Source organism: Bradyrhizobium sp. 164 (assembly GCF_023073715.1).
GTDB lineage: Bacteria > Pseudomonadota > Alphaproteobacteria > Rhizobiales > Xanthobacteraceae > Bradyrhizobium.
Map to the genome: position 1 here is coordinate 89,976 of NZ_JADPKA010000016.1, position 19,684 is coordinate 109,659.

Below are 19,684 nucleotides of genomic sequence, written 5' to 3' on the forward strand. Positions count from 1 at the left end.
CAATGACGAGTGCAACTGTCCTTCTGAACGGCAGCTCCATGGAAGCGCCCCTGACTAGGCAGGAAAGCGAGGCGTTGGCCTTCCTGATCCCACTTTCGTACGATTATCCGGGGATTGAGAGTTGGTTTCGTACAAAGGTCGTTCCCGGCCTTCGAAACGAAAGCCGAATATTGCTTCGTGTCGAGAGACACGGGCAGTTGGTTGGATTGGCTATCGGAAAACGAGAGCCCGAAGAGAACAAGATCTGCACTGTTCGGATTGCGCCTAGCCATTATGGGCGCGGTATTGGCGTTCGCTTGTTCGATGCAGTGCTTCGCTGGCTGGATGACGACAAGCCACATCTGACGGTCAGTGAGAATCGGTTACCGGCATTTGAACGCATTTTTGATTTCTATGGATTCAACCTGACATCGGTCCAGCAAGGGCTATACGTGCCGAATACCTCAGAAATTGTGTACAACGAGCATGTCACTCCGCAGCGCTACTTAGGTGCGCTAATCGATCCGTCTTCGGGCTACGATGCGCTCGATAAGCGCTTCTAGATCGCCGCCGTGCGACGTCGTTCCAATCTCTAGAGGTACGCCCAGTTCGTTTGCGTAACTTTCGCAAACCGTACGGGCGACTTCCATCTGAATTTTGAGTTCTTCGGCCGTCCGAGAGGGCCGAAAGCGACGGTCGTTTTTTCGTCTTTCTATTATCAGTTCTGGCGGGGCCTCTAGAAGAACTAGGCCCTTGGGTTCCATGAAGCGAACGACATCAACGGGAATTTTGATCAGCTCATGATCGTTGTCGATGACGCTATGTGCGTCAATCAATATGTCTGATGTTTCGCGGCCCAACCGATAGCGTTTGAGTGCCTCTCCGATAAGATGCTGATTTTGCAGTATGTTGCCTGCAACATCTGTTCGGAGAAGCGCGCTGTCAATGTTTTTCGCGGCCTGCAATAACTTTCCGGCGCTCGTGTGCAAAACCGACGGATGTCGCGAGACGTAGGAAGCGCAAGCGGTCGACTTACCTACCCCAGAGATACCAAAAACAAGCACAACCCCGATTTTACCACTCAGCTGGTTCAAAGAAGGGACGCTCCTCGATGGCCGACATACATGAATGACTGAGGTGGGGTGAAGTTTTCTACGAGTTGAGTAGGGTTTATGTGCTCTGCAAAAGGCCTGACAGCGCCAATCTTGAGGGCATAGGCCTGTGTGCGCCCGCAGAAATAGCCATCATAGTATTCCTTTGAAATACCCGAGCCTGACCTAGTTTTGAGCCACAGCTGCTCCGGATGGCCCTCCAAGATCTCCGCAATGTCAAATTCGCCTACCAGCCGGCCGACAGGGCGCGTGCAGTAAATGAGCACCGTCTTGATGTCCCGCCGCGAGAATATCTTTCGCCTAAATTCAAACGTTTTCGCGCCAGAGAGGATGTTCTCAACGTGAGTAGGCTTAATCGATAACAATACGCGCATTTACGTCTCCCATCTCCACAATTGCGCGAAATTGCGTCGGTGTAAGTTCACGAAGATCCCATCGAGGATGTTCTGTGACATGCGCCTCTTCCATTAACCGGCCACGAGTGATGCGCCTATTAAAAGCGACATTGTATGTCATGCGCGCAACATACAAGCGGTCGCTTTCCTCGTACTGCTCTCGCAGTTCGTCCTCAGTGAAAACGCTGTGGGGAGCCGTGTAGTCCAAAAATGCCTCGATATTCGCGAAGTCTCTCTTACGACGAACTTCTTCTATGATGCAAATGGATGATGCAACAGAACGGTAGTATGCTGGCCCTTTATGATCCGTTGTCCGATAGATCACTACCGCATCGCCCGGAGACATGCGGGTCAGCGGTATCTTGCCGATATAAACCTTATGGATAGTGTTCGTGTGGGAGACGTCCCGAACGATGTCGCGAGGCTCGTTATTCAGGATTGAGTCTGGCAAGAGCTGCGTGTGGAATTCGGGGTATACCGCGAGCAGCCAAGCCTTCTTTCCAGCAGTGTGCACGAATGGATAATCACTGATCATGCCGCCCGAGAATTGATCGAGGCGTCTAGCGTATACCAGTTCCTCGCCGCTATCTGTTGTCTTCGTCCCAACCTTCTTAAAACCATAGCGTTCAAACAAACGGATAAGGTCTTCGTGCACATCGAAGATGGTCACGTAGATGCCGTCCATATTCTCGTCGATGGCGGTATCGAAGATTTTTTTGAGCACCCGCTCGCCCAATTTAGTACCCCGTCCCTCTATCTTCAGGGTGCCTACTTTCAGCCATTTGAGCTTCGGTAAGGGCGGGGTGACGTCAGACACTGCGCCCTCTTCGGATTTGAGGTAAATCATGCCGCTCAGGACGGAAGCGTCGTCCTCAACTACATAAACGTCCGCGTCCGCTTTTTTGGCAAACCAATCCGCGAAATCGACGTAGCCTCTCTTAAGACTGTCAAAGAATGGGTCGCTTAGACGGAGTTCTCGGAATTTCGTTAGTCGAAGCTGTCTGGTTACCACGTTGCCTCCCCATGCCAAGTGATCACAACTTTTAGACTGATTTGCGCCGCCCTTACAATCTCCTGTACATCAGGTAGGGCTTTCTTGCGCCGGGGATTCGGGGGGTGAGGTTCGTGCGACAGGAAGCAAAGATGTACCTTCATCCCAAGGATTAATGGTGCCCGACGAAAGGCATTAGCGCGGCTGGAGGCGACTGAGCGCACCACCGCGCTGGGAATTCACAGCGGAGGAGGCGAATGCGTTAATTCGTTCCGTTTGCCGGTCACATTCGAAGGGAAGCGTTATTTGCGCGGACGTTCTCGCTCGCGCACGACTTCCTTCGCCCGCTTGTCGGACCGGAGCCCGATGTAGACGGGCTGGCGCAGTTCGCCCTTGCTCGTCCACTCCGCGAACTTGACCTCGGCAACGAGCGAGGGCCTGACCCAGGTCGTGGCGGCCTCGTCCTTCACTTTGGCAGGGAACGGCGATTTAGGGGCCGTCAGCTTCACGAGCTTGCCATGCAGGTCTTCCAGGATTTTGTGGCTGAAGCCGGTGCCGACATGTCCGATATAGCGCCATGCGTCGTCTTCCCGCACGGCGAGGACCAGGGCGCCGAAGAATGGCCTGGTGCGCCTGGGTGCCGTGAAGCCGGCGATCACCACTTCCTGACGCTTTGCCGTCTTGATCTTCAGCCAATCCGCCGTTCGGCTTCCTGATGTATACGCGCTGTCTGCGCGCTTCGCCATGAGGCCTTCCAAACCCTTCCGCTCGGCATCGACGAAGAATTTCGTGCCGTCTCCTTTGCGGTGAGTGCTGAAGGCGATCAGCCTGTCGCGCGGCAGAATCGCCTTCAGCCGCTTCTTGCGCTCGAGGAGAGGCTGCCTGCGCAAGTCCACTGCGTTCTCGAACATGAGGTCGAAGGCGCAATACAGGAGCTTCGCTTCATGGCGCCGCGCGTTTTGAAGCAGCTGGAAATGTGAGACGCCGTCCTTTCCGATCGCGACGAGCTCACCGTCGATCACGGCGTCGCCCTTCACGCCCTCCAGCGCTTTAGCGACCTCGATATAGCTGCGGCTGATGATCTTGCCGTTGCGGCTGTAGAGTGCAACCTTGCCCCGCCGGATTTCTGCGATCATCCGGAAGCCGTCATACTTGTCCTCGAAAACCCAGCCGGGGTCGTTGAACGGCGCGTCGGTGGCGAGCATCGGCTGCAAACGCTTGGGCAAGGGCGACGTCGGGCTCATTCGAGGTCAATCCTTCGGAGCGCGTTGCGAAATGCATGGACGTCCTTCAAGGATTAGGGAACGCTTCGAGGCCGCGTCGTGTTCCGCAGGCGTCGTGGCGTGAGCACGATCGATCGCGGAGGGCGGATCGGACCGATGGCCAGAAAACTGAAGACCTATCAGACCTCGCTGGGCTTCGTCGGTCAGGCGATCGCCGCTCCCTGCATGAAAGCGGCTCTGGAAGCGCGGGGCGCAGATAGCAATCTCTTCCATCAGGGCGCGGCAAGGGAGAGCCACGATCGGGACGTCGTCGCCGCGACCATGGTAAAGCCCGGCGTCGTTCTCAGGCGGCCGGCCTGATCCGACAGATCTTCAACGACCCGACCGGAACCGAACTTACCTTTCGCGGTTTGGAAATCGTATTCAACACTAGGGAGCGCCCCATGGGAGAGCGCCGCAGAGTGAAGCAGACCCGCTCGCTTGAAGAACGAATGGCCGAACAGGCCAATAAGCTTAAAGAACGGGCGAGCCAGTTACCGGCTGGTACGGAACGTGAGAGTTTACTTAAGCGAGCCAGGATCGCCGAGACCGGCGCGCATCTAAGCGACTGGCTGACGTCGCCCGAATTGCAGCCACCCAAATAAGCCTTCGGAACGACTGTTCACTTTGGTACTCTCAGGAACATCGACACGGCACGCGGTGATTCGATGCTCCAAATGATTTTGATAATGTGCGGGATTGGGACTGCACTGGTCGGCATCCTAATCAGCGTATTTGAGTGGGGCGCATTGGTGGGCTATTGGCGCCTAAAGAGGCGCCCCCCGGGAAATTTCGACATGAAGTAAGACCGTCTCAGTTGGCGACCTCGTCGTTATTGTAGCGCGTCCTCTGTTGTCCCATCGCGGCATTTGATGCGGTTGAACAAAGGCGGTCGGGGTCGAGGCGGACCGGACATCGACCCAGATCTGTGAGTACCCTAGTACGCCTACTGCGGCTTGGTTCACGGCGGCGCGGTCCCGTCGCTTCTCAGGAGCGAGCTCCATGACGGCCCGATGTAGCTCGGCCGGTATCGTGCAGTTGGCTTTCCAAGGGATTGTTGGCCCACTGCCAGGCGATCGAATGCATCCATCACAGGTCCTCCCGCAGGCCCCGGTAGAACGGGTGCCGGACCTTTCCCTCGGCCGACTTCGCGCGATACTCGGTCTCGGCGAGCAGCTTTGGTTCGACCCAGATGCCCTTATGTGCGATCCGCTTCGTGTACGGTTGCGTCTTCCGGATCAGCGGCATCAGTTTCTTCTGGAGGTCAGCGGCGGACGTCTTGTCAAATCCGTGGTCGACCTTGCCCGCATAGACCAGATCGTCGCCGTTGCGGCGATCGACATCGATGCCGTCCCATTTTCCCTCGTCGAGTCAGCGATCGTCAGTGTCTCGCGCTGGATGCAGGTTTTCTTCACCCAATCGCCTGTACGCCCCTTCGGATAGGGAGCGTCTCGCACCTTCGAGACGACGCCTTCCAGACCGAGTTTTCAGGCATGCGCGAACATCTCGCGTCCCTCGATCTCGAAGCTTTCGTTGAACTGGACGTCGGTACCATCGACGATTTTCTTGAGCTCGGCTTTCCTCTGGATCAGCGGCAGCTTTCGGAGATCGCGGCCATTCAGGTAGAGCAGATCAAAGACCACCAGCACAATGCTCGTTGACTTGCCCTTGAGCTCGTTCTGCAGCACCGAGAAATCCGTGGTGCCGTCGGCGGCGGGGACGACGATCTCGCCGTCGATGACGGCTGAGCTCGCGCTGATCCGCCACGCGTGATGGGCGACCTTCTTGAAGCGGTGGGTCCAGTCATGGCCGCGGCGCGTGAAGACCTTCGCCGCCTCGTTGGCCAAGTAGATCTGGACCCAGTAGCCGCCGAACTGGATCGTGTGGATCGGCGCGGTCCTGCATCCAGCCGTGGTACTCACACTCGCGGATCGCGCCTGCCTCCTCCAGCACGGCTACCGCCCGCCCGCGTACCGTGCGGGTCGCCGTTCGCCTCTCCTTGGTCATCAGCATCAAAATCGCTCCTGCGCGAGGGGCGAATCCTTGCGGCCCTCAATCCGTTCCGGCTGCTAACACAGAGCAGGGATTCCAAATCGTCGGGGCAGGTGCTTTTCCACGTGTTCCGCCGCCCTGTGCATAGGCTGTAAGCTTGTCTTCCTTGTCGCGCCTCGTCCGGCAAAGGGTGCTGCAGCGCCTTTGCCTCATCCCAAGCGGCGCATTGGGACACAACTTTCCTCTTCGGCCGGTTGACCAGCCTACCATCTAAGGCGAGAACCTGCCGACGCAGAAACCACTCGAGAACTGGCCAAATCCAATCCGCGAGATTTGATATAGCTACAAGGTCATTGGAATGCGTCGAACCTCTGTCGCTTTGATTCTCACCATTCTGTCGGGTGTGGCGCTGGCCGACGATTTTGTTGGACAGGCGAGCGTGATCGACGGTGACACGCTCGAAATGCATGGGGTGCGCATCCGGCTTTGGGGCATTGATGCACCGGAGAGCAGTCAGCTGTGCCGCGGCGAAGACAGCTTACAATATCGTTGCGGTGCACAGGCGGCGAACGACCTTGATGCCTTCATTGCCAGCCGTCCCGTCAATTGTGTTCCTGTCAGCCTCGACCCGTATGGCCGCACGGTTGCGACCTGCTCGGTCGCAGGCAGGGATCTCGCTGAATGGCTTGTACGGAGCGGTCTTGCGTTGGATTGGCCTCAATATTCGAAGAGAAGATATCACAAAGCTCAGCGCGAGGCTGAGCGTACCGGCCAGGGACTCTGGAAGGGCAGCTACGTCGAGCCGTGGCTCTATCGTGCATGCATTCGGGCAAGTGGAAAGCCGGCCACCTGCTCGGATGACACAAATGCCCATCCTTGATGCGGTTCCGGAGAGATGCCGATCCACAACGTGTATTGGCCTATCATCACAGGTTGGGCAGGTGGCTCTGGCGCGGTTTGGGCGACTCACGCTACCCATGATTCCCAATCACCTCACTGCACAATGGGAATGAAATGGTTGCAGCAACCCGTGAATTGCCGACCTCTGGTTACGCGATTGAAGTGGACGGCCGGTTCAAAGCCGAATTTACAACCAGAGACGGCGCCAAGGCGGCTGGCGAAGAACTAAAGAAGCGTTTTCCGTTGCTTCAGATCAGGATCTACGACGCGCAGACGCATGCTCGCGAGGAAATCTAGATCGCCGGTTCGAGTCTGAGCGGAGTTCTTCCGCTTGCGCGCGTGCGGCTTTCGCCGCATCGGGCTCTCGTGAAACCGAGCCGCTTTGCGTCTCGGCGCCCGGCTTCGATCCCTCGCGCCAAGAGCTTCGGAGCTCCTCGCCGGGGGCACTCGGGAAAGGGGCTCGCCTTCGACGATCGCTATCACTGCCCCGTTCCCGGGTGCCGCTATTAACCGGTCTCGTCGCTGCACTCGGACCAGCGTGCCCCTTCGGGTCGCTATGCTCACGCTCTCCGGGTGCCATTTTCCGCTGAGGTGATGCGCCGTTGGCGCACGCCTGATCAGGGCCTGCGGCCCTGGGCGGTCAAGGCCAAAGCCCTATGACGAAATGGACGGAAGGCGGGCCGCCTCGTAGATTTCGCACTCTCTCGCGGAGAGGCTGAGAGTAAGAGTGTCGCGCGGATTTGCCGTGACGGGTTACAGGCTGCGAGAGAGGCTCGCACCGCCCGTCGCGGAGATCCGCGATGTCCAGATATTATCCTCGGGCGTGCACCGGTGAGGACCGGGCGAGCCTTTATGACGAAATCACCAACAAGATCATCGCCGAGCTGGAAGCCGGCGGAGTGCCGTGGGTGCAGCCATGGGGCTCCGCGGCGGCGAAGGCGCAATTGGCCTTGCCGAAAAGCGCCGCGACCGGTCGCCAATACAGCGGCATCAATATTTTGATCCTCTGGGGGGCCGCCACCGAACACGCATTCACAGGTCAGAGCTGGCTTACATTTCGCCAGGCGCTGTTGCTCGGCGGTCACGTCCGCAAGTGCGAGCGCGGCACGACCGTCGTCTACGCCAATCGTTTTGTGCCGGCTGACGAAAAGCGGCGCGCGAGCGAGAGCGGTGAGGAAGCGCAGGCCATTGCATTCCTCAAGCGTTTCACGGTGTTCAACAGTGATCAATGCGAGGGCTTGCCTTCCGAGATCACAACGACGGCACCGCCTCCGCCGCCAGGCCTGATCGAGCCCCGGGTCGAAAAGCTTATCAAGGCGACTAGCATCGACTTCCGGATCGGCGGCAATCGCGCCTTCTATGTGCCGGCAGAAGATTATGTGCAGGTGCCGCCACCGCAAGCCTATTTCGAGCCGATCAATTGGCATCGAACGGCCCTGCATGAGCTGGCGCATGCCAGCGGCCATCCGTCACGTCTCAACCGCGACTTGTCAGGCGGCTACGGGACCAGGAAGTACGCGTTTGAGGAACTGGTTGCGGAGATCTCGTCTGCGTTCAGTTGCGCTTCGCTCGGTATCGTGCCGACGGTGCGGCACGCCGACTATATTGGCTCCTGGCTTGAAGTGCTGCGAGAAGACAATCGCGCGATTGTGCGAGCTGCTTCACAAGCCAGCAAGGTTGCGAACTATCTCCTTGGATTCTTGCCGGAAGTTGTTGTCGACATGACGACCGAGAGAGCGGAGCAGGAGGCAGCGTAAAGATCTTGCCAGTCACTTCGGAAACGAGAGTGAGAGGGGAGATGCGGTTTTCGCGACGGGTTGGAGGCCGAGAGAGAGGCTCCCGGCCGCCCGTGGAGAATCCACATGACCAAGGCTGTCCAAAAGATCACGCTGTCGCCCTCGCGCGACATTCCGTTCAACAAGCTGGTGCTCAGCCAGTCGAACGTGCGGCGCGTGAAAGCGGGCGTTTCGATCGAGCAGCTCGCGGAAAGCATTGCGAGGCGCACTCTCTTGCAGAGCCTGAATGTCCGGGCTGTACTCGATGGAGGGTAACGAAACCGGCATGTTCGAGGTGCCAGCGGGCGGTCGGCGTTATCGCGCACTGGAACTTCTCGTCAAGCAGAAGCGCATGGCGAAGACGCGGGTCGTTCCGTGTGTCGTGCCCGAAGCCGAGGAGGATGATGAAGACCCGGCAAGCCCGTTGCCAGATCGGCTCATCATTGAACTGACGGCACACCGTACGCTGGCATTGCGGGATGCGCTGGCCGAAAATCCTGCGATCGCGTTCCAGGCAGTGCTGCACAACTTCGTGCTGACGGCCTTTTACAGGTTTGCTTCGTCCGGGAGCTGCCTTGAGATTTGGCTGCGCACGCCAACCTTTCCTGCTCAAGCTCCGGGCTTGAGGGAAAGCGTCTCGGCTAAGTCTGTCGAGGTGCGGCATGAGGGCTGGAACGCACGGTTGCCGAAGAGCGAGAACGATCTCTGGGATGCGCTGACGGCTCTCGATGGTAGTGCACAGGCGTCGCTGTTCGCCCACTGCGCGTCCTTTGCGGTCAACGCCGTCTATGAGCCGGCCAATCGTTACAATCAGGGTCGCGTCTCAGCCCACGGCGTCCGCACGCGTCTCGACCAGGCCAACGTGCTAGCGCGCGCTGCCGGAGTTGACATGGTGCAGGCTGGCTGGAAGTCAACAACTACATCGGCCCCGTCACTAAGCCTCGCATTCTGGAGGCGTTGCGGGAAGCCAAGGGCGAGTCGTCGGCGCAACTGATCGACCATCTGAAGAAGGCCGACATGGCCAAAGAGGCCGAGCGTCTCCTGGATGGCTCGGGCTGGTTGCCGGAGCCGCTGCGCCTCGACGGTTCCAGCCCGTCTTCGGCGGAGCCGGAAGGTGAAGCGGGCCCGCTGCCAGAATTCCTCGCTGGCGAGGAGGATCCGGAGAACGGCAGCGACGAGCATCCGCAACAGCTCGACGCGGCTGAGTGACAGCATAAGGGCTGGCTCCGGCTGGCCTGCGCTTGCTCGGGGACCGATGCACAGCGTCGGTCCCCATTCTTATGACCGAGGCTGAGAGGGAGAGTGGGGCCGGGATGAGTTTGAATCGCCGTGGTCTTGAGGAGAGCGCCGGGCGATTCGACCCGTTCCTGCTCTCCGAAAGAAATCCCATGACCGACTCTCTCGCAAGCGGCGCTGCCGCCGCGCCGCTCCCGATGCGTGCCGCTGCCACTATCACCGCCGCTGCAGTCAGGGCTGCGCGACAGCTCTTGACCGATCTCGAACGCGGCCGGCGCATCGATGCCGCCGTCCTGCGTGGCGCCATGGAGGCTGCCTTCGGCGCCTCGGATGCGGCAGGTAGCTGGAATTGGAAGACCGCCTATGACACCTGCGAGGCGGCCACCGTTCTATTTCTTCGCAAGTTCGGTCCGGCGATGGGGACCAAGGCTGGTTCGACGGCGGCGATGTTGCCGATGCTGGCGAGAGTAGCCAGTCTCCTGCCGACGCACACGCGGCGTTCCGAGGACAGCCAGGCGCTTCAACAATTCTCGACGCCGATCCCACTGAGGCTGGCTGCATGTACCGCGGCCTGCGTCACGCCTTCCGACTGGGTTTTGGAGCCGTCTGCGGGGACCGGCTTGCTCGCCATCTTTGCCGAGCTCGCCGGCGGCGCATTGGTATTGAACGAGTTGTCCGAACCCCGTGCGGAGTTGCTGGATCACCTGTTCGCCGGCCTTGAGGTCACCCGGTTCGACGCCGCCCAGATCGATGATCACCTCGAAGCCGATTTCGTACCTAGCGTCGTCTTGATGAATCCGCCGTTCTCGGCGCTGGCGAATGTCGATCGGCGAATGGCGGACGCGGCGCTCCGGCACATCGCTTCGGCCTTGGCGCGCCTTTGCGACGGTGGGCGTCTGGTCGCCATCACCGGTGCAAGCTTCGGGCCGGACAATCCGGCGTGGCGAGATGCCTTCGTTCGCCTTCAGGGACGCGCGCGAGTTGTGTTCTCTGCCGCCATCGATGGCGCTGTCTACGCGAAGGACGGAACTCAGATCGATACAAGGCTGCTTGTGATCGACAAGCAGCCCGCGGCGGACCCGAATGTCTTTCCTGCCTCGCTCGGCATGGCGGCCGATGTCGCTACCTTGCTCGACTGGGTGACCCAACATTTGCCTCCGAGGCTAGCTGTTGCCGCCCCAGTCGTGATCAGGGTCGCTAGACGCCCCGTGACGTCACGGTCCCTCGGCGCCTCTGCACCATGTCCTCCCTCTACTTCCAGCGGCGCCGCGCAAGAAGGCGTCGAACTTTCGTACGAGACGGTCGGGTGGTTGCCGCCGGAAGGCGCCAGGCTTACCGATGCGCTTTATGAGGAATACGCATTGCAATCGATCCGTATTCCGGGCGCGCATGCACACCCGACCAAGCTCGTGCAATCCGCCGCGATGGCCTCGATCGCGCCGCCGAAGCCGTCTTACCGACCACATCTGCCGGCCAATCTCGTCGCGGATGGTATCCTGTCGGACGCCCAGCTTGAGAGCGTCATTTACGCCGGCGAGGCCCATTCCGAATTCCTCGCGGGCTCCTGGACGGTCGATGCAACCTTTGACGTTGTCGCGGCCGCGCGCGACGACGCAGAAAATGCCGTCCGCTTTCGCCGCGGCTGGTTTTTGGGTGACGGCACCGGTGCGGGTAAGGGGCGGCAGGTCGCTGGCATCCTGCTCGACAACTGGCTCAAGGGCCGGCGCCGCGCAGTCTGGATCAGCAAGTCGGACAAGCTGATCGAGGATGCACAGCGCGACTGGTCCGCGCTCGGCATGGAGCGATTGCTCGTGACGCCGCTGTCTCGGTTCCGGCAGGGCACAACGATCCGGCTTTCGGAAGGCGTCCTATTTACCACCTACGCTACGCTGCGAACCGACGAGCGCGGTGAAAAGCTGTCGCGCGTTCGGCAGATCGTCGAATGGTTGGGCTCCGATTTCGACGGAGTGATCGTCTTCGACGAGAGCCACGCGATGCAGAACGCGGCAGGCCAGAAGGGCGAGCGCGGCGACCTCGAGGCGATTGCTTGCAATCGCCCGGGGGCAGCCTCTCAGCAGGGGCGTGCCGGCCTGAGGCTCCAGCATGCGTTGTCGAATGCCCGCGTGGTCTATGTGTCGGCAACCGGCGCCACGACGGTCCACAATCTCGCATATGCTCAGCGGTTGGGATTGTGCGGCGGCACCGACTTCCCGTTCGCCACCCGCGCCGAGTTCGTCGAGGCGACCGAGGAGGGTGGCGTTGCGGCCATGGAAGTGCTGGCGCGCGACCTTAAGGCGCTCGGTCTCTACGCGGCCCGCTCGCTATCTTACGAGGGCGTCGCGTACGAACTCATCGAGCACCAGCTCACGCCGGAGCAGGTTCGCATCTACGACGCCTATGCCGGCGCGTTCAGCATCATCCATAACAATCTCGATGCGGCCATGCGGGCCGCGAACATCACCGGCGAGACCGGCACGTTGAACCGCCAGGCCAAATCGGCCGCGCGATCGGCCTTCGAGAGCGCCAGGCAGCGTTTCGTTAGTCACCTCCTGACCTCGATGAAGACGCCGTTGCTGCTCCGCTCGATCGAAAGCGATCTCGAGGCCGGCCATGCCGCCGTCATCCAGATCGTCTCGACCGGCGAGGCGTTGATGGAGCGCCGGCTCGCCGAGATTCCGACCGAAAAGTGCGGCGACGTCCAGGTCGATATCACCCCGCGCGAGTATGTCCTCGATTATCTCGCCCATTCCTTTCCGGTCCAGCTTTACGAGCTCTTCACCGACCAGGACGGCAACCTCTGCTCCCGGCCTGTCTATCGTGACGGTCAGCCGGTTGAGAGCCGGGAAGCTCTCGCTCGCCGGGACCGTCTCATCGAAAAGCTCGCCTCGTTGCCGCCGGTCCCGGGTGCGCTGGATCAGGTGATCCAGCGCTTCGGCACCGACGTGGTCGCCGAAGTCACCGGCCGCCCACGCCGCATCGTTCGCAAGGGCGAGCGGCTGGTCGTCGAAAACCGGGCCGGTTCGGCGAAGCTCGCCGAGACCGCGGCGTTTATGGACGACGTCAAGCGGATCCTCGTGTTCTCCGACGCGGGTGGCACGGCCAGGAGCTACCATGCAGAATTGTCGGCGCGGAATCGCCGCCTGCGGGTCCACTATTTGCTCGAGCCCGGCTGGAAGGCGGACGCCGCGATCCAGGGGGTCGGCCGCACCAACCGGACCAACCAGGCGCAGCCGCCGCTGTTTCGCCCGATCGCGACCGATGTGAAGGCGGAAAAGCGCTTCCTCAGTACCATTGCGCGCCGGCTCGACACGTTGGGAGCCATCACGCGCGGCCAACGCCAGACCGGAGGGCAGGGCCTGTTCCGGCCCGAGGACAATCTCGAAAGCCAGTACGGCCGTGACGCGTTGCGCCAACTCTACACGCTGCTGGCGCGCGGCAAGGTCCAGGGGTGCTCGCTCGAGAGATTCGAGGATGCGACCGGCCTGAAGCTCACGGAAACCACTGGGATCAGGGATGACCTGCCGCCGATCACGACGTTCCTGAACAGGTTGCTGGCGCTCACGATCGAGCTTCAGAACATCCTATTCACCGTCTTCGAGCAGCTGTTGACCGTCCGGATCGAGGGTGCAGCTGCATCCGGCACCTACGACGTCGGGCTGGAAACGCTCCGCGCAGAGAGTTTTGTGGTCACAGACCGACGGACGATCTATGTCCATCCCGGCACTAGCGCCGAGATCCGGCTGCTCACGATTACCCAGCGCCAGCGCAATCATCCTGTGAGCCTGGATGATGCCCTTGCTCGTCTTTCGGATCCTCGCGCCGTCCTGCTGATCAATGAGCGCTCGGGGCGGGCCGCGGTGCAGGTTCCAGCCCCAAGCTTTATGCTCGACGACGGCGAGATCGAGCGGCGCGTGCGCCTGATCCGCCCCATGGAGCAGCACAGCGTCTCCCTCAAAATGATGGCGGAAAGCCATTGGGTCGAAGCGGATCGTGAGCGTTTTGCCGCAGCCTGGCTGGCGGAGCTCGCGGAGGTTCCTCAGTTCACCGAAAGCATGATTCACGTCGTGGCGGGCTTGCTACTCCCCATCTGGAAGCGGCTGCCGAACGAGTCGACGCGGGTCTATCGGCTCCAGACCGATGCGGGCGAGCGCGTCATCGGCCGCAAGGTCTCCGCGACCTGGGTCGCGAACGTCCTCGCGGCTGACGCGCTTTCGCTGACGCCCGACGCTGCCTTGGCCGTGTTGATGAAAGGACGGACTGTCCTCGAGCTAGCCGAGGGGCTGCAGCCTCGCCGTGCGCGGGTGATGGGCGCATACCGCATCGAACTGTCTGGCTTCAACGACACGATGCGCGATCGGCTGCGCGCCTACGGCCTCTTCGGAGAGATCATCTCCTGGAAGCTGCGCATGTTCGTGCCCACCGATGCGAGCGGCGTCGAGATCCTGGTGAAAGTGCTTGAGCAGTATCCGGTCGCGCGCGTCAGTGAGCGTGAGGCCGCCTGATGCCGCGTGATGCCTCCGACCTGGCACGCCGCCTCGCGCGCGAGGCCGAGGCGGTGTGCCGACACTATCTCTCCCATGGCAAGCGGGCGGGGCGGTACTGGCTGGTCGGCGACGTCCGCAATACCCCGGGCCGCTCGTTGTTCGTGCGGCTCCAGGAATCGACGAAGGGGCCTGCCGGCAAATGGACAGACGCCGCGACCGGCGAGCATGGCGATCTCCTCGACGTCATCCGCGAAAGCCTGGGATTGCGTGACTTCCGCGAGACCGCCGAGGAAGCAAGACGCTTCCTGAAATTGCCTCGCGCTGAACCGGAACTCGCCTCAAAGCCCGTCGGTCCGGCAGCACCGGCCGGATCGCAAGAGGCCGCCCGTCGGCTCTTTGCAATATCCAGCCCGATCGAGGGGACCGTGGTCGAGACTTATTTGCAGGGGCGCGGAATAGCCGACGTCCATGATGGCGGCAGTCTGCGTTTCCACCCACGCTGCTACTATCGGCCGGACGAGCACCAGCCGACCGAGACTTGGCCGGCGATGATCGCTTCTGTCACTGACTTTGATGGCAGGATCACCGGGGTACACCGTACTTGGCTCGACCCGGTCGGCTTTGATCGCGTTCGGCTGGGCAAGGCTCCGATCGATACGCCACGACGCGCGATGGGCGACCTCCTCGGCAATGCCGTTCGTTTCGGCGTGGTGGACGATATACTCGCCGCCGGAGAGGGCATCGAGACCATGCTGTCGCTGCGCTACGTGTTGCCGACAATGCCGATGGCCGCTGCGCTTTCGGCCAACCACCTCGCGGCCATGTTGCTGCCGTCTGGCTTGCGTCGGCTCTATATCGCTCGCGATGCCGATGCCGCCGGTGATACGGTGCTCGCGCTTCTGACCCAGCGCGCAGCAGACGCCGGCATTGAAGCGATCGCGTTGTCACCACGGCTGGGCGATTTCAACGAAGATCTGCACGTCTTCGGTCTTGACGGTCTCCGAGCGGCCTTGCGGATTCAGCTCGTACCTGAGGATGTCGTCCGCTTCCTGCATTCGTCGACGGTGCCCGCGGAATAGGTCACGACGGTTCGATCGACCGTGACAGGTCGGTCATGGGCGAGGCCAATACCGGAAGGGGACGCGACCTTGCGCCTTCTGGAGGGCGATCGGACGGCAAGCGGCCCGGGCCGGCAATGGCTGCGTCCGGCTATTTTCCGCCGCGCCGGCGATTGAAACGCACGTCATATGTCTAGTCAGCGCGCTTTGCATCGCGAAGCAAAATAGCCGGCCTTCGCCATCCTCCGCTGCCGCTTCGGCCCTTCGGGTTCTGGCCTGTTCCGCCCGCCGTCTGAGTGATCGCCACGAAGGCCGCGAAGGGCGCGGCCAAACCCGGCAAAGGACCTCCTTCCATGACCGACCATGACGACGTCGAACCGCCGCACGCCTCTTCTCCGACCGACCACGTCCTCACCAAACTACAGCTCTTCGGCTACCGTCCCTTCGACGACCAGCCTGACCCGAGACCGCTTCCCGAAGGCAAGATGATCTCCGGGGCCGTGGCCGACATCTTCGACGCCCTGGTTGCGACCCTGAACGACACGCGGCTCGAGCCGGACCTTGACGATCTGCTCTGGTCGACCGTCAACTTGTTCCATCGTGCCGTCGATCGCATCGAACGCCAGCTCGACGACAACGAGCAGGCGCAGCACAAGAGCCAGCGCGAGCAGAACGGCTCCGAAGTACGATCGGTCGAACTCGAGCGCCTCACGGCTGAAGGCATCACGCTGATCGAGCGCCGCAACTGCCTGGAACTCTTCCGCGACCAGGCCATCGAACGCTTTGAAGTCCACACCGGTTCGTCCTGGCGTCCGCGGTCGGGGTCACTGGTCAACCACCGCACGCTAACCGCGGCAATGATCGACTCCCGCGACTTCATCGCAGCGAAACGCCGCGCCGAGACCGAGGTCCTGGTGCCGCCAGGACCCAAGATCGCACTCACCGGCGGGCTCGACTTCAACGACCACCACCTCATCTGGGATCGCCTCGACAAGGTTCACGGGAAGCATCCCGACATGGTCCTGCTCCATGGCGGCTCCCCGAGAGGCGCCGAACTCATCGCCTCCAAATGGGCGATCAATCGCAAGGTACCGCAAATCGCCTTCAAGCCCGACTGGACCAGGCACGCCAAGGCGGCACCGTTCAAGCGCAACGACGCCATGCTCGGGCTCCTGCCGATCGGCGTCATGTACTTCCCCGGCACTGGAATCCAGGACAATCTCGCCGACAAGGCGAAGCGGCTCGGCATTCCCGTCTGGAAGTTCGGCGGCGCGTGAGCGCCGTCTTGCTCGCATCTAAGATGGCAGGGTGGAGTTGCACGCCGCAACTCCGCCTCGTTTCGATATCAGGTCCGAAGCCGCGCCGCGGTGGTGGTGGGAGGCGCGACCAGTACATCTATGCACTAGAGCCACCGCCATGCTTGCCCTTGGACTTGTCCTCAACACATTCGGCATCGGCTTGTTCTGCTGGCTGATCTTTGCGCTGGCGGTCTATGCCTTGTCGTTTTTTCGTCGCACTCAGTGTCTGGATGTCGGCATTTCGTGATGGCGCGGGCGTTTTCGGTGCACTGCTCATCGGAATTGCTTCCGGCGCGCTGACGCTTGCCGCTGGTCAGGTCGCCATCGCCCTCAGTCGGATCCGGACGTTGCGCATCACGATCGCAGCCGCATTCGCCGTCCCTGCGGCTATCGCTGGCTATCATGTGATGTTCGCCCTGTCGCAGATCGGGGTGCCTTCGCTAGCTTGGCGCGAGGCCTTCGCTTGCCTGCGTGCGGTTTGCATCGGCGGCGCGGCATGGACGCGCTTGAGAGTTTTGGCGAAGACCCGCCCACCCGAGTCAGGTCGGGCGGTGGAGCGGTTCCAGCCAGTTCTTACCGCCACTCTCCGCAAGGGATGACCCTTGCGCCTTCATCATCGAACAGGTTCGCGTAGATCGGTACGTTGAATGAGGGATCATCGGGACGCGAGCAGGGAGCCAGTCCTTCTCGGAGTGCCTTGACCAATCCGCGTCCATTTCGGCCCAACCCACGTAGCTGCAGCGGTGCGGCGTGCCCCTTGATCATTCCTTCGAAGAGGACAGCGCCCTTTGCAGCAGATTGTTTCTCTTTCTACGCCGGATCGTTCGCCGCTCTTGTTCAGAGGAACCGAGATATGCCACGTCTTCTCCTTATTGCGGTTCAGCACGCGACGCACGTGGCCTCTTTGATGGCTTGATCTCGCCCAAGACCGGCTGCGCCTCGATCGTCTGAGCCGCAACGCCGTTGATGCGACTTTCTTCCCCTGGGCTTCGCCCATTCCTCGCGAGACAAGAAAGTCGCCACAACGGCGTCCTCCGCTGCGCTCCGGCCCTTCAAGCGGGTGCGTCGCCGATCGTCTTCGGCTTCAGATCGCCATCGAGGCCGCGGTGGTCGCGGGCTCGAAACACAAACAGGAGAAGTAACATGGCTAATATCGGTTCGTTCAAGAAAGTCGGTAACGAGTTTCACGGCGAGATCGTCACCCTGAGCCTTCAGACCAAGGGCGTCCGCATCGTCGCCGAAACCAACCGCTCCAGCGACAACGCGCCCAGCCACCGCATCTACGTGGGCCGGGCGGAGATCGGGGCAGCCTGGTCGAAGCGCTCCGAGGAGGGCCGCGACTACCTCTCGCTCAAGCTCGACGATCCCTCCTTCAACGCACCGATCTACGCGAACCTGTTCGATGACGAAGGCGGCGAGGGGTACACCCTGCTCTGGTCGCGGCCGCGCAAGAACGGCGAGTGAAACTCGCTCTAAAGCCCGCCCGAGTTGATCGGGCGGGTTCCTTTGGAGCCTAAAGTCGAAAACATCAACGCTGCGCCGCTGCATCGCAGCAGTCGATTTTCGTGATTTCGCCTTCTAGAGCTCGCAGTGCCACTACCGATCCGGGTGGTCATAAAGTCGCTCTTACGCAGCAGTGCTATTTCTTCTTGGAACTGGCTCGCCGGCTTGCGACCTTAGGCGAGTCCTTCGGTGTTGTCGCTCCTCTGGGTGGCTGAACCGAGCCTTCAGCATAAGTGAACACCCAGCGTGTCGGCCAGCCAGTCGAGAAACATCAATTCTCCGGTTCTCAGATTGCCTCTCGAGGCCACCATATATGAGCGGTCACTGCCGGCACTGTAGGCACGTGGCTCTTGGGGAACCGAGGCCTTGCCGATGCTGGTCCCAGTTGTGCGGAGCGCGTCTGCCTCGCCGCTGCGCAACCGTCTGCTGATCTTGCATCGGGCAGCAACAGACAGGCACCCACGGTTGGTGTGCTGTAGTGCGCATTCAGAGAGAGCAACATCACCTTTGGTTCAAAAATGCGCCGCGGCCGGTGTCCCGAGCCACAAGTCCCCAATCGTAGATTTGCATTAGATTTGCGTCGCTGTGCCAAGATGGAGGATGTAGCAGGGACGGAGAATGTGATGGCGCTCCGGCAACTTGCCTCCCTGACATTGAGCGATGAAGTTCGTGCCGAACAAGTCGCTGACGAGCGGCGGAAGACGGTTCTGGTGCTGGCGCTGCGAGCGCGAATCGTGCTGACCTGCGCGGAAGGCGGTCAGAACAAGGAAGTGGCGGCCAAGCTGGGCCTTGACGAGTCGAGGGTAGGCGGCGGCGTTTTGTGGAGCGGCGCGTGGACGAGCCACGCTTCGGGCGCCGCGTACGATTGAGGATGCCCGCATCGAAGCCGCGATCGTGAGGACATTGGAGAGTTGCCCTGAGAACGCCATCCATCGGAATTCCCGCGGCATGGCGAAGGCCAGCGGCCTGTCGGTGTCGACCGTGCAACACATCTGGCCGGGCTTCGGGCTCCAGCCGCACCGGACGGAGACCTTCAAGCTCTCCACGATCCAAACTTCATGGCCAAAGTGAGCGACGCTGTGGGCCTTTACGTCCGGCCGCCGGAGCTCGGTGTCGTTCTATGCGTGGATGAGAAGTCCCAATCCGGGCGCTGGACCGCAGCCACCATGCTGCCGATGCGTCCCGGCCAGCCGGCCCGAAGGAAGGATGACTAAAGAAGATATGGCACCACATCGCTGTTCGCCGCTCTCGACATTGCGACAGCACGAGCCAACGGCGAAGTGCTAGCGAGGTCGCCGTGCTGCCAAATTCCGTCAGTTCCACGACGAGATCGAGGCCGCTGTGCCGCGCGAACTCGAGGTCCATCTCGTCATGGACAATTACGCCACGCATAAGTCGTCGTCCGTGAAGAACCCTGAATTCAGGCTGGATTGATTCCGGTCGGGCGAAGAGGATGGCCAGGATTTGCCACAACGAGAGCCTGAGCCAGCAGATCAGGCCGCGGAAGTTGTAGCCGACGGCGGCGAGGACGGCGTTGCTGGCGTCGCCCTCGCGATGCCAGAGATAATTGCGGCCCATTCGATGCTCGGATTTGAGATGCCCGATGACCGGTTCGACGGCGGACCGCCTTCGCAGCTCGCGCGTGATCTGTGGCGTCACCCGCCGCTTCTGCCCTGACGTGAACACCCTGAACTTGTAA

General features: G+C 61.1%; 16 protein-coding genes and 5 pseudogenes. 14 read left to right on the plus strand and 7 right to left on the minus strand.

The genetic code is table 11. The features are described 5' to 3' along the window. Positions 1-2: 2 nt before the first annotated feature. Positions 3-542, plus strand: a complete 540-nt coding sequence (locus IVB01_RS05620) for a GNAT family N-acetyltransferase (protein ID WP_247334051.1) — start codon at positions 3-5, stop codon at positions 540-542. Here the strand turns inward: IVB01_RS05620 and IVB01_RS05625 are convergent. From IVB01_RS05625 to ligD, 4 genes are all read right to left on the minus strand, one after another. Next, positions 495-1,073: an AAA family ATPase gene (locus tag IVB01_RS05625; RefSeq protein ID WP_247334050.1), complete on the minus strand. Its 579-nt coding sequence runs from the start codon at positions 1,071-1,073 to the stop codon at positions 495-497. The genes IVB01_RS05620 and IVB01_RS05625 overlap by 48 nt on opposite strands. After that, the gene (locus IVB01_RS05630) at positions 1,070-1,465 is read right to left on the minus strand and encodes a hypothetical protein (RefSeq protein WP_247334049.1); all 396 of its coding nucleotides are present in this window, start codon (positions 1,463-1,465) and stop codon (positions 1,070-1,072) included. Before IVB01_RS05630 ends, IVB01_RS05625 begins: the two co-directional genes overlap by 4 nt. Further along, the gene (locus IVB01_RS05635; RefSeq protein ID WP_247334048.1) at positions 1,443-2,498 is read right to left on the minus strand and encodes an N-acetyltransferase; all 1,056 of its coding nucleotides are present in this window, start codon (positions 2,496-2,498) and stop codon (positions 1,443-1,445) included. Before IVB01_RS05635 ends, IVB01_RS05630 begins: the two co-directional genes overlap by 23 nt. Before the next feature lie 281 nt (positions 2,499-2,779). Beyond that, positions 2,780-3,721, minus strand: a complete 942-nt coding sequence (gene ligD, locus IVB01_RS05640) for a non-homologous end-joining DNA ligase (RefSeq protein WP_247494308.1) — start codon at positions 3,719-3,721, stop codon at positions 2,780-2,782. A gap of 135 nt (positions 3,722-3,856) precedes the next feature. Here ligD and IVB01_RS05645 point away from each other — a divergent pair. After that, positions 3,857-4,057 (plus strand): annotated as a pseudogene (locus IVB01_RS05645) (cell envelope biogenesis protein TolA); the annotation flags it as partial. Between the two features lie 86 nt (positions 4,058-4,143). Continuing rightward, positions 4,144-4,344 (plus strand): hypothetical protein, encoded by a 201-nt coding sequence (locus IVB01_RS05650; protein WP_247334046.1) that lies wholly within the window; start codon positions 4,144-4,146, stop codon positions 4,342-4,344. Between the two features lie 484 nt (positions 4,345-4,828). Here the strand turns inward: IVB01_RS05650 and IVB01_RS05655 are convergent. Further along, a pseudogene (locus tag IVB01_RS05655) lies at positions 4,829-5,628 on the minus strand (DNA ligase); the annotation flags it as partial. 461 nt (positions 5,629-6,089) lie between these two features. On the opposite strand from IVB01_RS05655, the gene IVB01_RS05660 reads away from it, so the two are divergent. The 8 genes and pseudogenes from IVB01_RS05660 (at position 6,090) to IVB01_RS05695 (ending at position 17,081) form a co-directional block, all read left to right on the plus strand. Then, a complete protein-coding gene (locus IVB01_RS05660) occupies positions 6,090-6,611 on the plus strand; it encodes a thermonuclease family protein (protein ID WP_247334045.1) in 522 nt (173 codons plus the stop codon). 134 nt (positions 6,612-6,745) lie between these two features. Next, the gene (locus IVB01_RS05665; RefSeq protein ID WP_247279078.1) at positions 6,746-6,928 is read left to right on the plus strand and encodes a hypothetical protein; all 183 of its coding nucleotides are present in this window, start codon (positions 6,746-6,748) and stop codon (positions 6,926-6,928) included. Between the two features lie 503 nt (positions 6,929-7,431). Further along, positions 7,432-8,388: a zincin-like metallopeptidase domain-containing protein gene (locus IVB01_RS05670; RefSeq protein WP_247334044.1), complete on the plus strand. Its 957-nt coding sequence runs from the start codon at positions 7,432-7,434 to the stop codon at positions 8,386-8,388. A 105-nt stretch (positions 8,389-8,493) separates the two neighbouring features. Then, positions 8,494-9,615: pseudogene (locus IVB01_RS05675) on the plus strand (ParB/Srx family N-terminal domain-containing protein). A 179-nt stretch (positions 9,616-9,794) separates the two neighbouring features. Continuing rightward, a complete protein-coding gene (locus tag IVB01_RS05680; protein ID WP_247494309.1) occupies positions 9,795-14,144 on the plus strand; it encodes a bifunctional class I SAM-dependent methyltransferase/DEAD/DEAH box helicase in 4,350 nt (1,449 codons plus the stop codon). Next, entirely contained in the window at positions 14,144-15,205 is a 1,062-nt protein-coding gene (locus tag IVB01_RS05685; protein WP_247334042.1) for a toprim domain-containing protein, read from the plus strand. Before IVB01_RS05680 ends, IVB01_RS05685 begins: the two co-directional genes overlap by 1 nt. Positions 15,206-15,537: 332 nt before the next feature. Then, positions 15,538-16,461: a DUF2493 domain-containing protein gene (locus tag IVB01_RS05690; RefSeq protein ID WP_247334041.1), complete on the plus strand. Its 924-nt coding sequence runs from the start codon at positions 15,538-15,540 to the stop codon at positions 16,459-16,461. A gap of 251 nt (positions 16,462-16,712) precedes the next feature. Next, the gene (locus IVB01_RS05695) at positions 16,713-17,081 is read left to right on the plus strand and encodes a hypothetical protein (RefSeq protein WP_346658362.1); all 369 of its coding nucleotides are present in this window, start codon (positions 16,713-16,715) and stop codon (positions 17,079-17,081) included. On the opposite strand, the pseudogene IVB01_RS05700 reads toward IVB01_RS05695, so the two are convergent. Beyond that, positions 17,056-17,216, minus strand: a pseudogene (locus IVB01_RS05700) (DUF736 family protein); the annotation flags it as partial. The gene IVB01_RS05695 and the pseudogene IVB01_RS05700 overlap by 26 nt on opposite strands. A gap of 409 nt (positions 17,217-17,625) precedes the next feature. On the opposite strand from IVB01_RS05700, the gene IVB01_RS05705 reads away from it, so the two are divergent. From IVB01_RS05705 to IVB01_RS35425, 3 genes are all read left to right on the plus strand, one after another. Further along, entirely contained in the window at positions 17,626-17,946 is a 321-nt protein-coding gene (locus IVB01_RS05705; RefSeq protein ID WP_247278035.1) for a DUF736 domain-containing protein, read from the plus strand. Positions 17,947-18,608: 662 nt separating this feature from the next. Further along, entirely contained in the window at positions 18,609-18,854 is a 246-nt protein-coding gene (locus IVB01_RS05710) for a hypothetical protein (RefSeq protein ID WP_247334040.1), read from the plus strand. Between the two features lie 79 nt (positions 18,855-18,933). Then, complete coding sequence (locus IVB01_RS35425; protein WP_256464831.1) at positions 18,934-19,056, plus strand: hypothetical protein; 123 nt, start codon at positions 18,934-18,936, stop codon at positions 19,054-19,056. A 408-nt stretch (positions 19,057-19,464) separates the two neighbouring features. Here the strand turns inward: IVB01_RS35425 and IVB01_RS05715 are convergent. Beyond that, a pseudogene (locus IVB01_RS05715) lies at positions 19,465-19,684 on the minus strand (IS5/IS1182 family transposase); the annotation flags it as partial.

Excerpts from the sequence above, each read along its gene's own strand:
- IVB01_RS05680 (WP_247494309.1), top strand. The coding sequence starts at position 9,795 with ATGACCGACTCTCTCGCAAGCGGCGCTGCCGCCGCGCCGCTCCCGATG.
- ligD (WP_247494308.1), bottom strand. The coding sequence starts at position 3,721 with ATGAGCCCGACGTCGCCCTTGCCCAAGCGTTTGCAGCCGATGCTCGCC.
- IVB01_RS05685 (WP_247334042.1), top strand. The coding sequence starts at position 14,144 with ATGCCGCGTGATGCCTCCGACCTGGCACGCCGCCTCGCGCGCGAGGCC.
- IVB01_RS05710 (WP_247334040.1), top strand. The coding sequence starts at position 18,609 with ATGGCGCTCCGGCAACTTGCCTCCCTGACATTGAGCGATGAAGTTCGT.
- IVB01_RS05705 (WP_247278035.1), top strand. The coding sequence starts at position 17,626 with ATGGCTAATATCGGTTCGTTCAAGAAAGTCGGTAACGAGTTTCACGGC.
- IVB01_RS05620 (WP_247334051.1), top strand. The coding sequence starts at position 3 with ATGACGAGTGCAACTGTCCTTCTGAACGGCAGCTCCATGGAAGCGCCC.
- IVB01_RS05665 (WP_247279078.1), top strand. The coding sequence starts at position 6,746 with ATGGTTGCAGCAACCCGTGAATTGCCGACCTCTGGTTACGCGATTGAA.
- IVB01_RS05670 (WP_247334044.1), top strand. The coding sequence starts at position 7,432 with ATGTCCAGATATTATCCTCGGGCGTGCACCGGTGAGGACCGGGCGAGC.
- IVB01_RS05660 (WP_247334045.1), top strand. The coding sequence starts at position 6,090 with ATGCGTCGAACCTCTGTCGCTTTGATTCTCACCATTCTGTCGGGTGTG.
- IVB01_RS05695 (WP_346658362.1), top strand. The coding sequence starts at position 16,713 with ATGTCGGCATTTCGTGATGGCGCGGGCGTTTTCGGTGCACTGCTCATC.
- IVB01_RS05690 (WP_247334041.1), top strand. The coding sequence starts at position 15,538 with ATGACCGACCATGACGACGTCGAACCGCCGCACGCCTCTTCTCCGACC.
- IVB01_RS35425 (WP_256464831.1), top strand. The coding sequence starts at position 18,934 with ATGGCGAAGGCCAGCGGCCTGTCGGTGTCGACCGTGCAACACATCTGG.
- IVB01_RS05630 (WP_247334049.1), bottom strand. The coding sequence starts at position 1,465 with ATGCGCGTATTGTTATCGATTAAGCCTACTCACGTTGAGAACATCCTC.
- IVB01_RS05650 (WP_247334046.1), top strand. The coding sequence starts at position 4,144 with ATGGGAGAGCGCCGCAGAGTGAAGCAGACCCGCTCGCTTGAAGAACGA.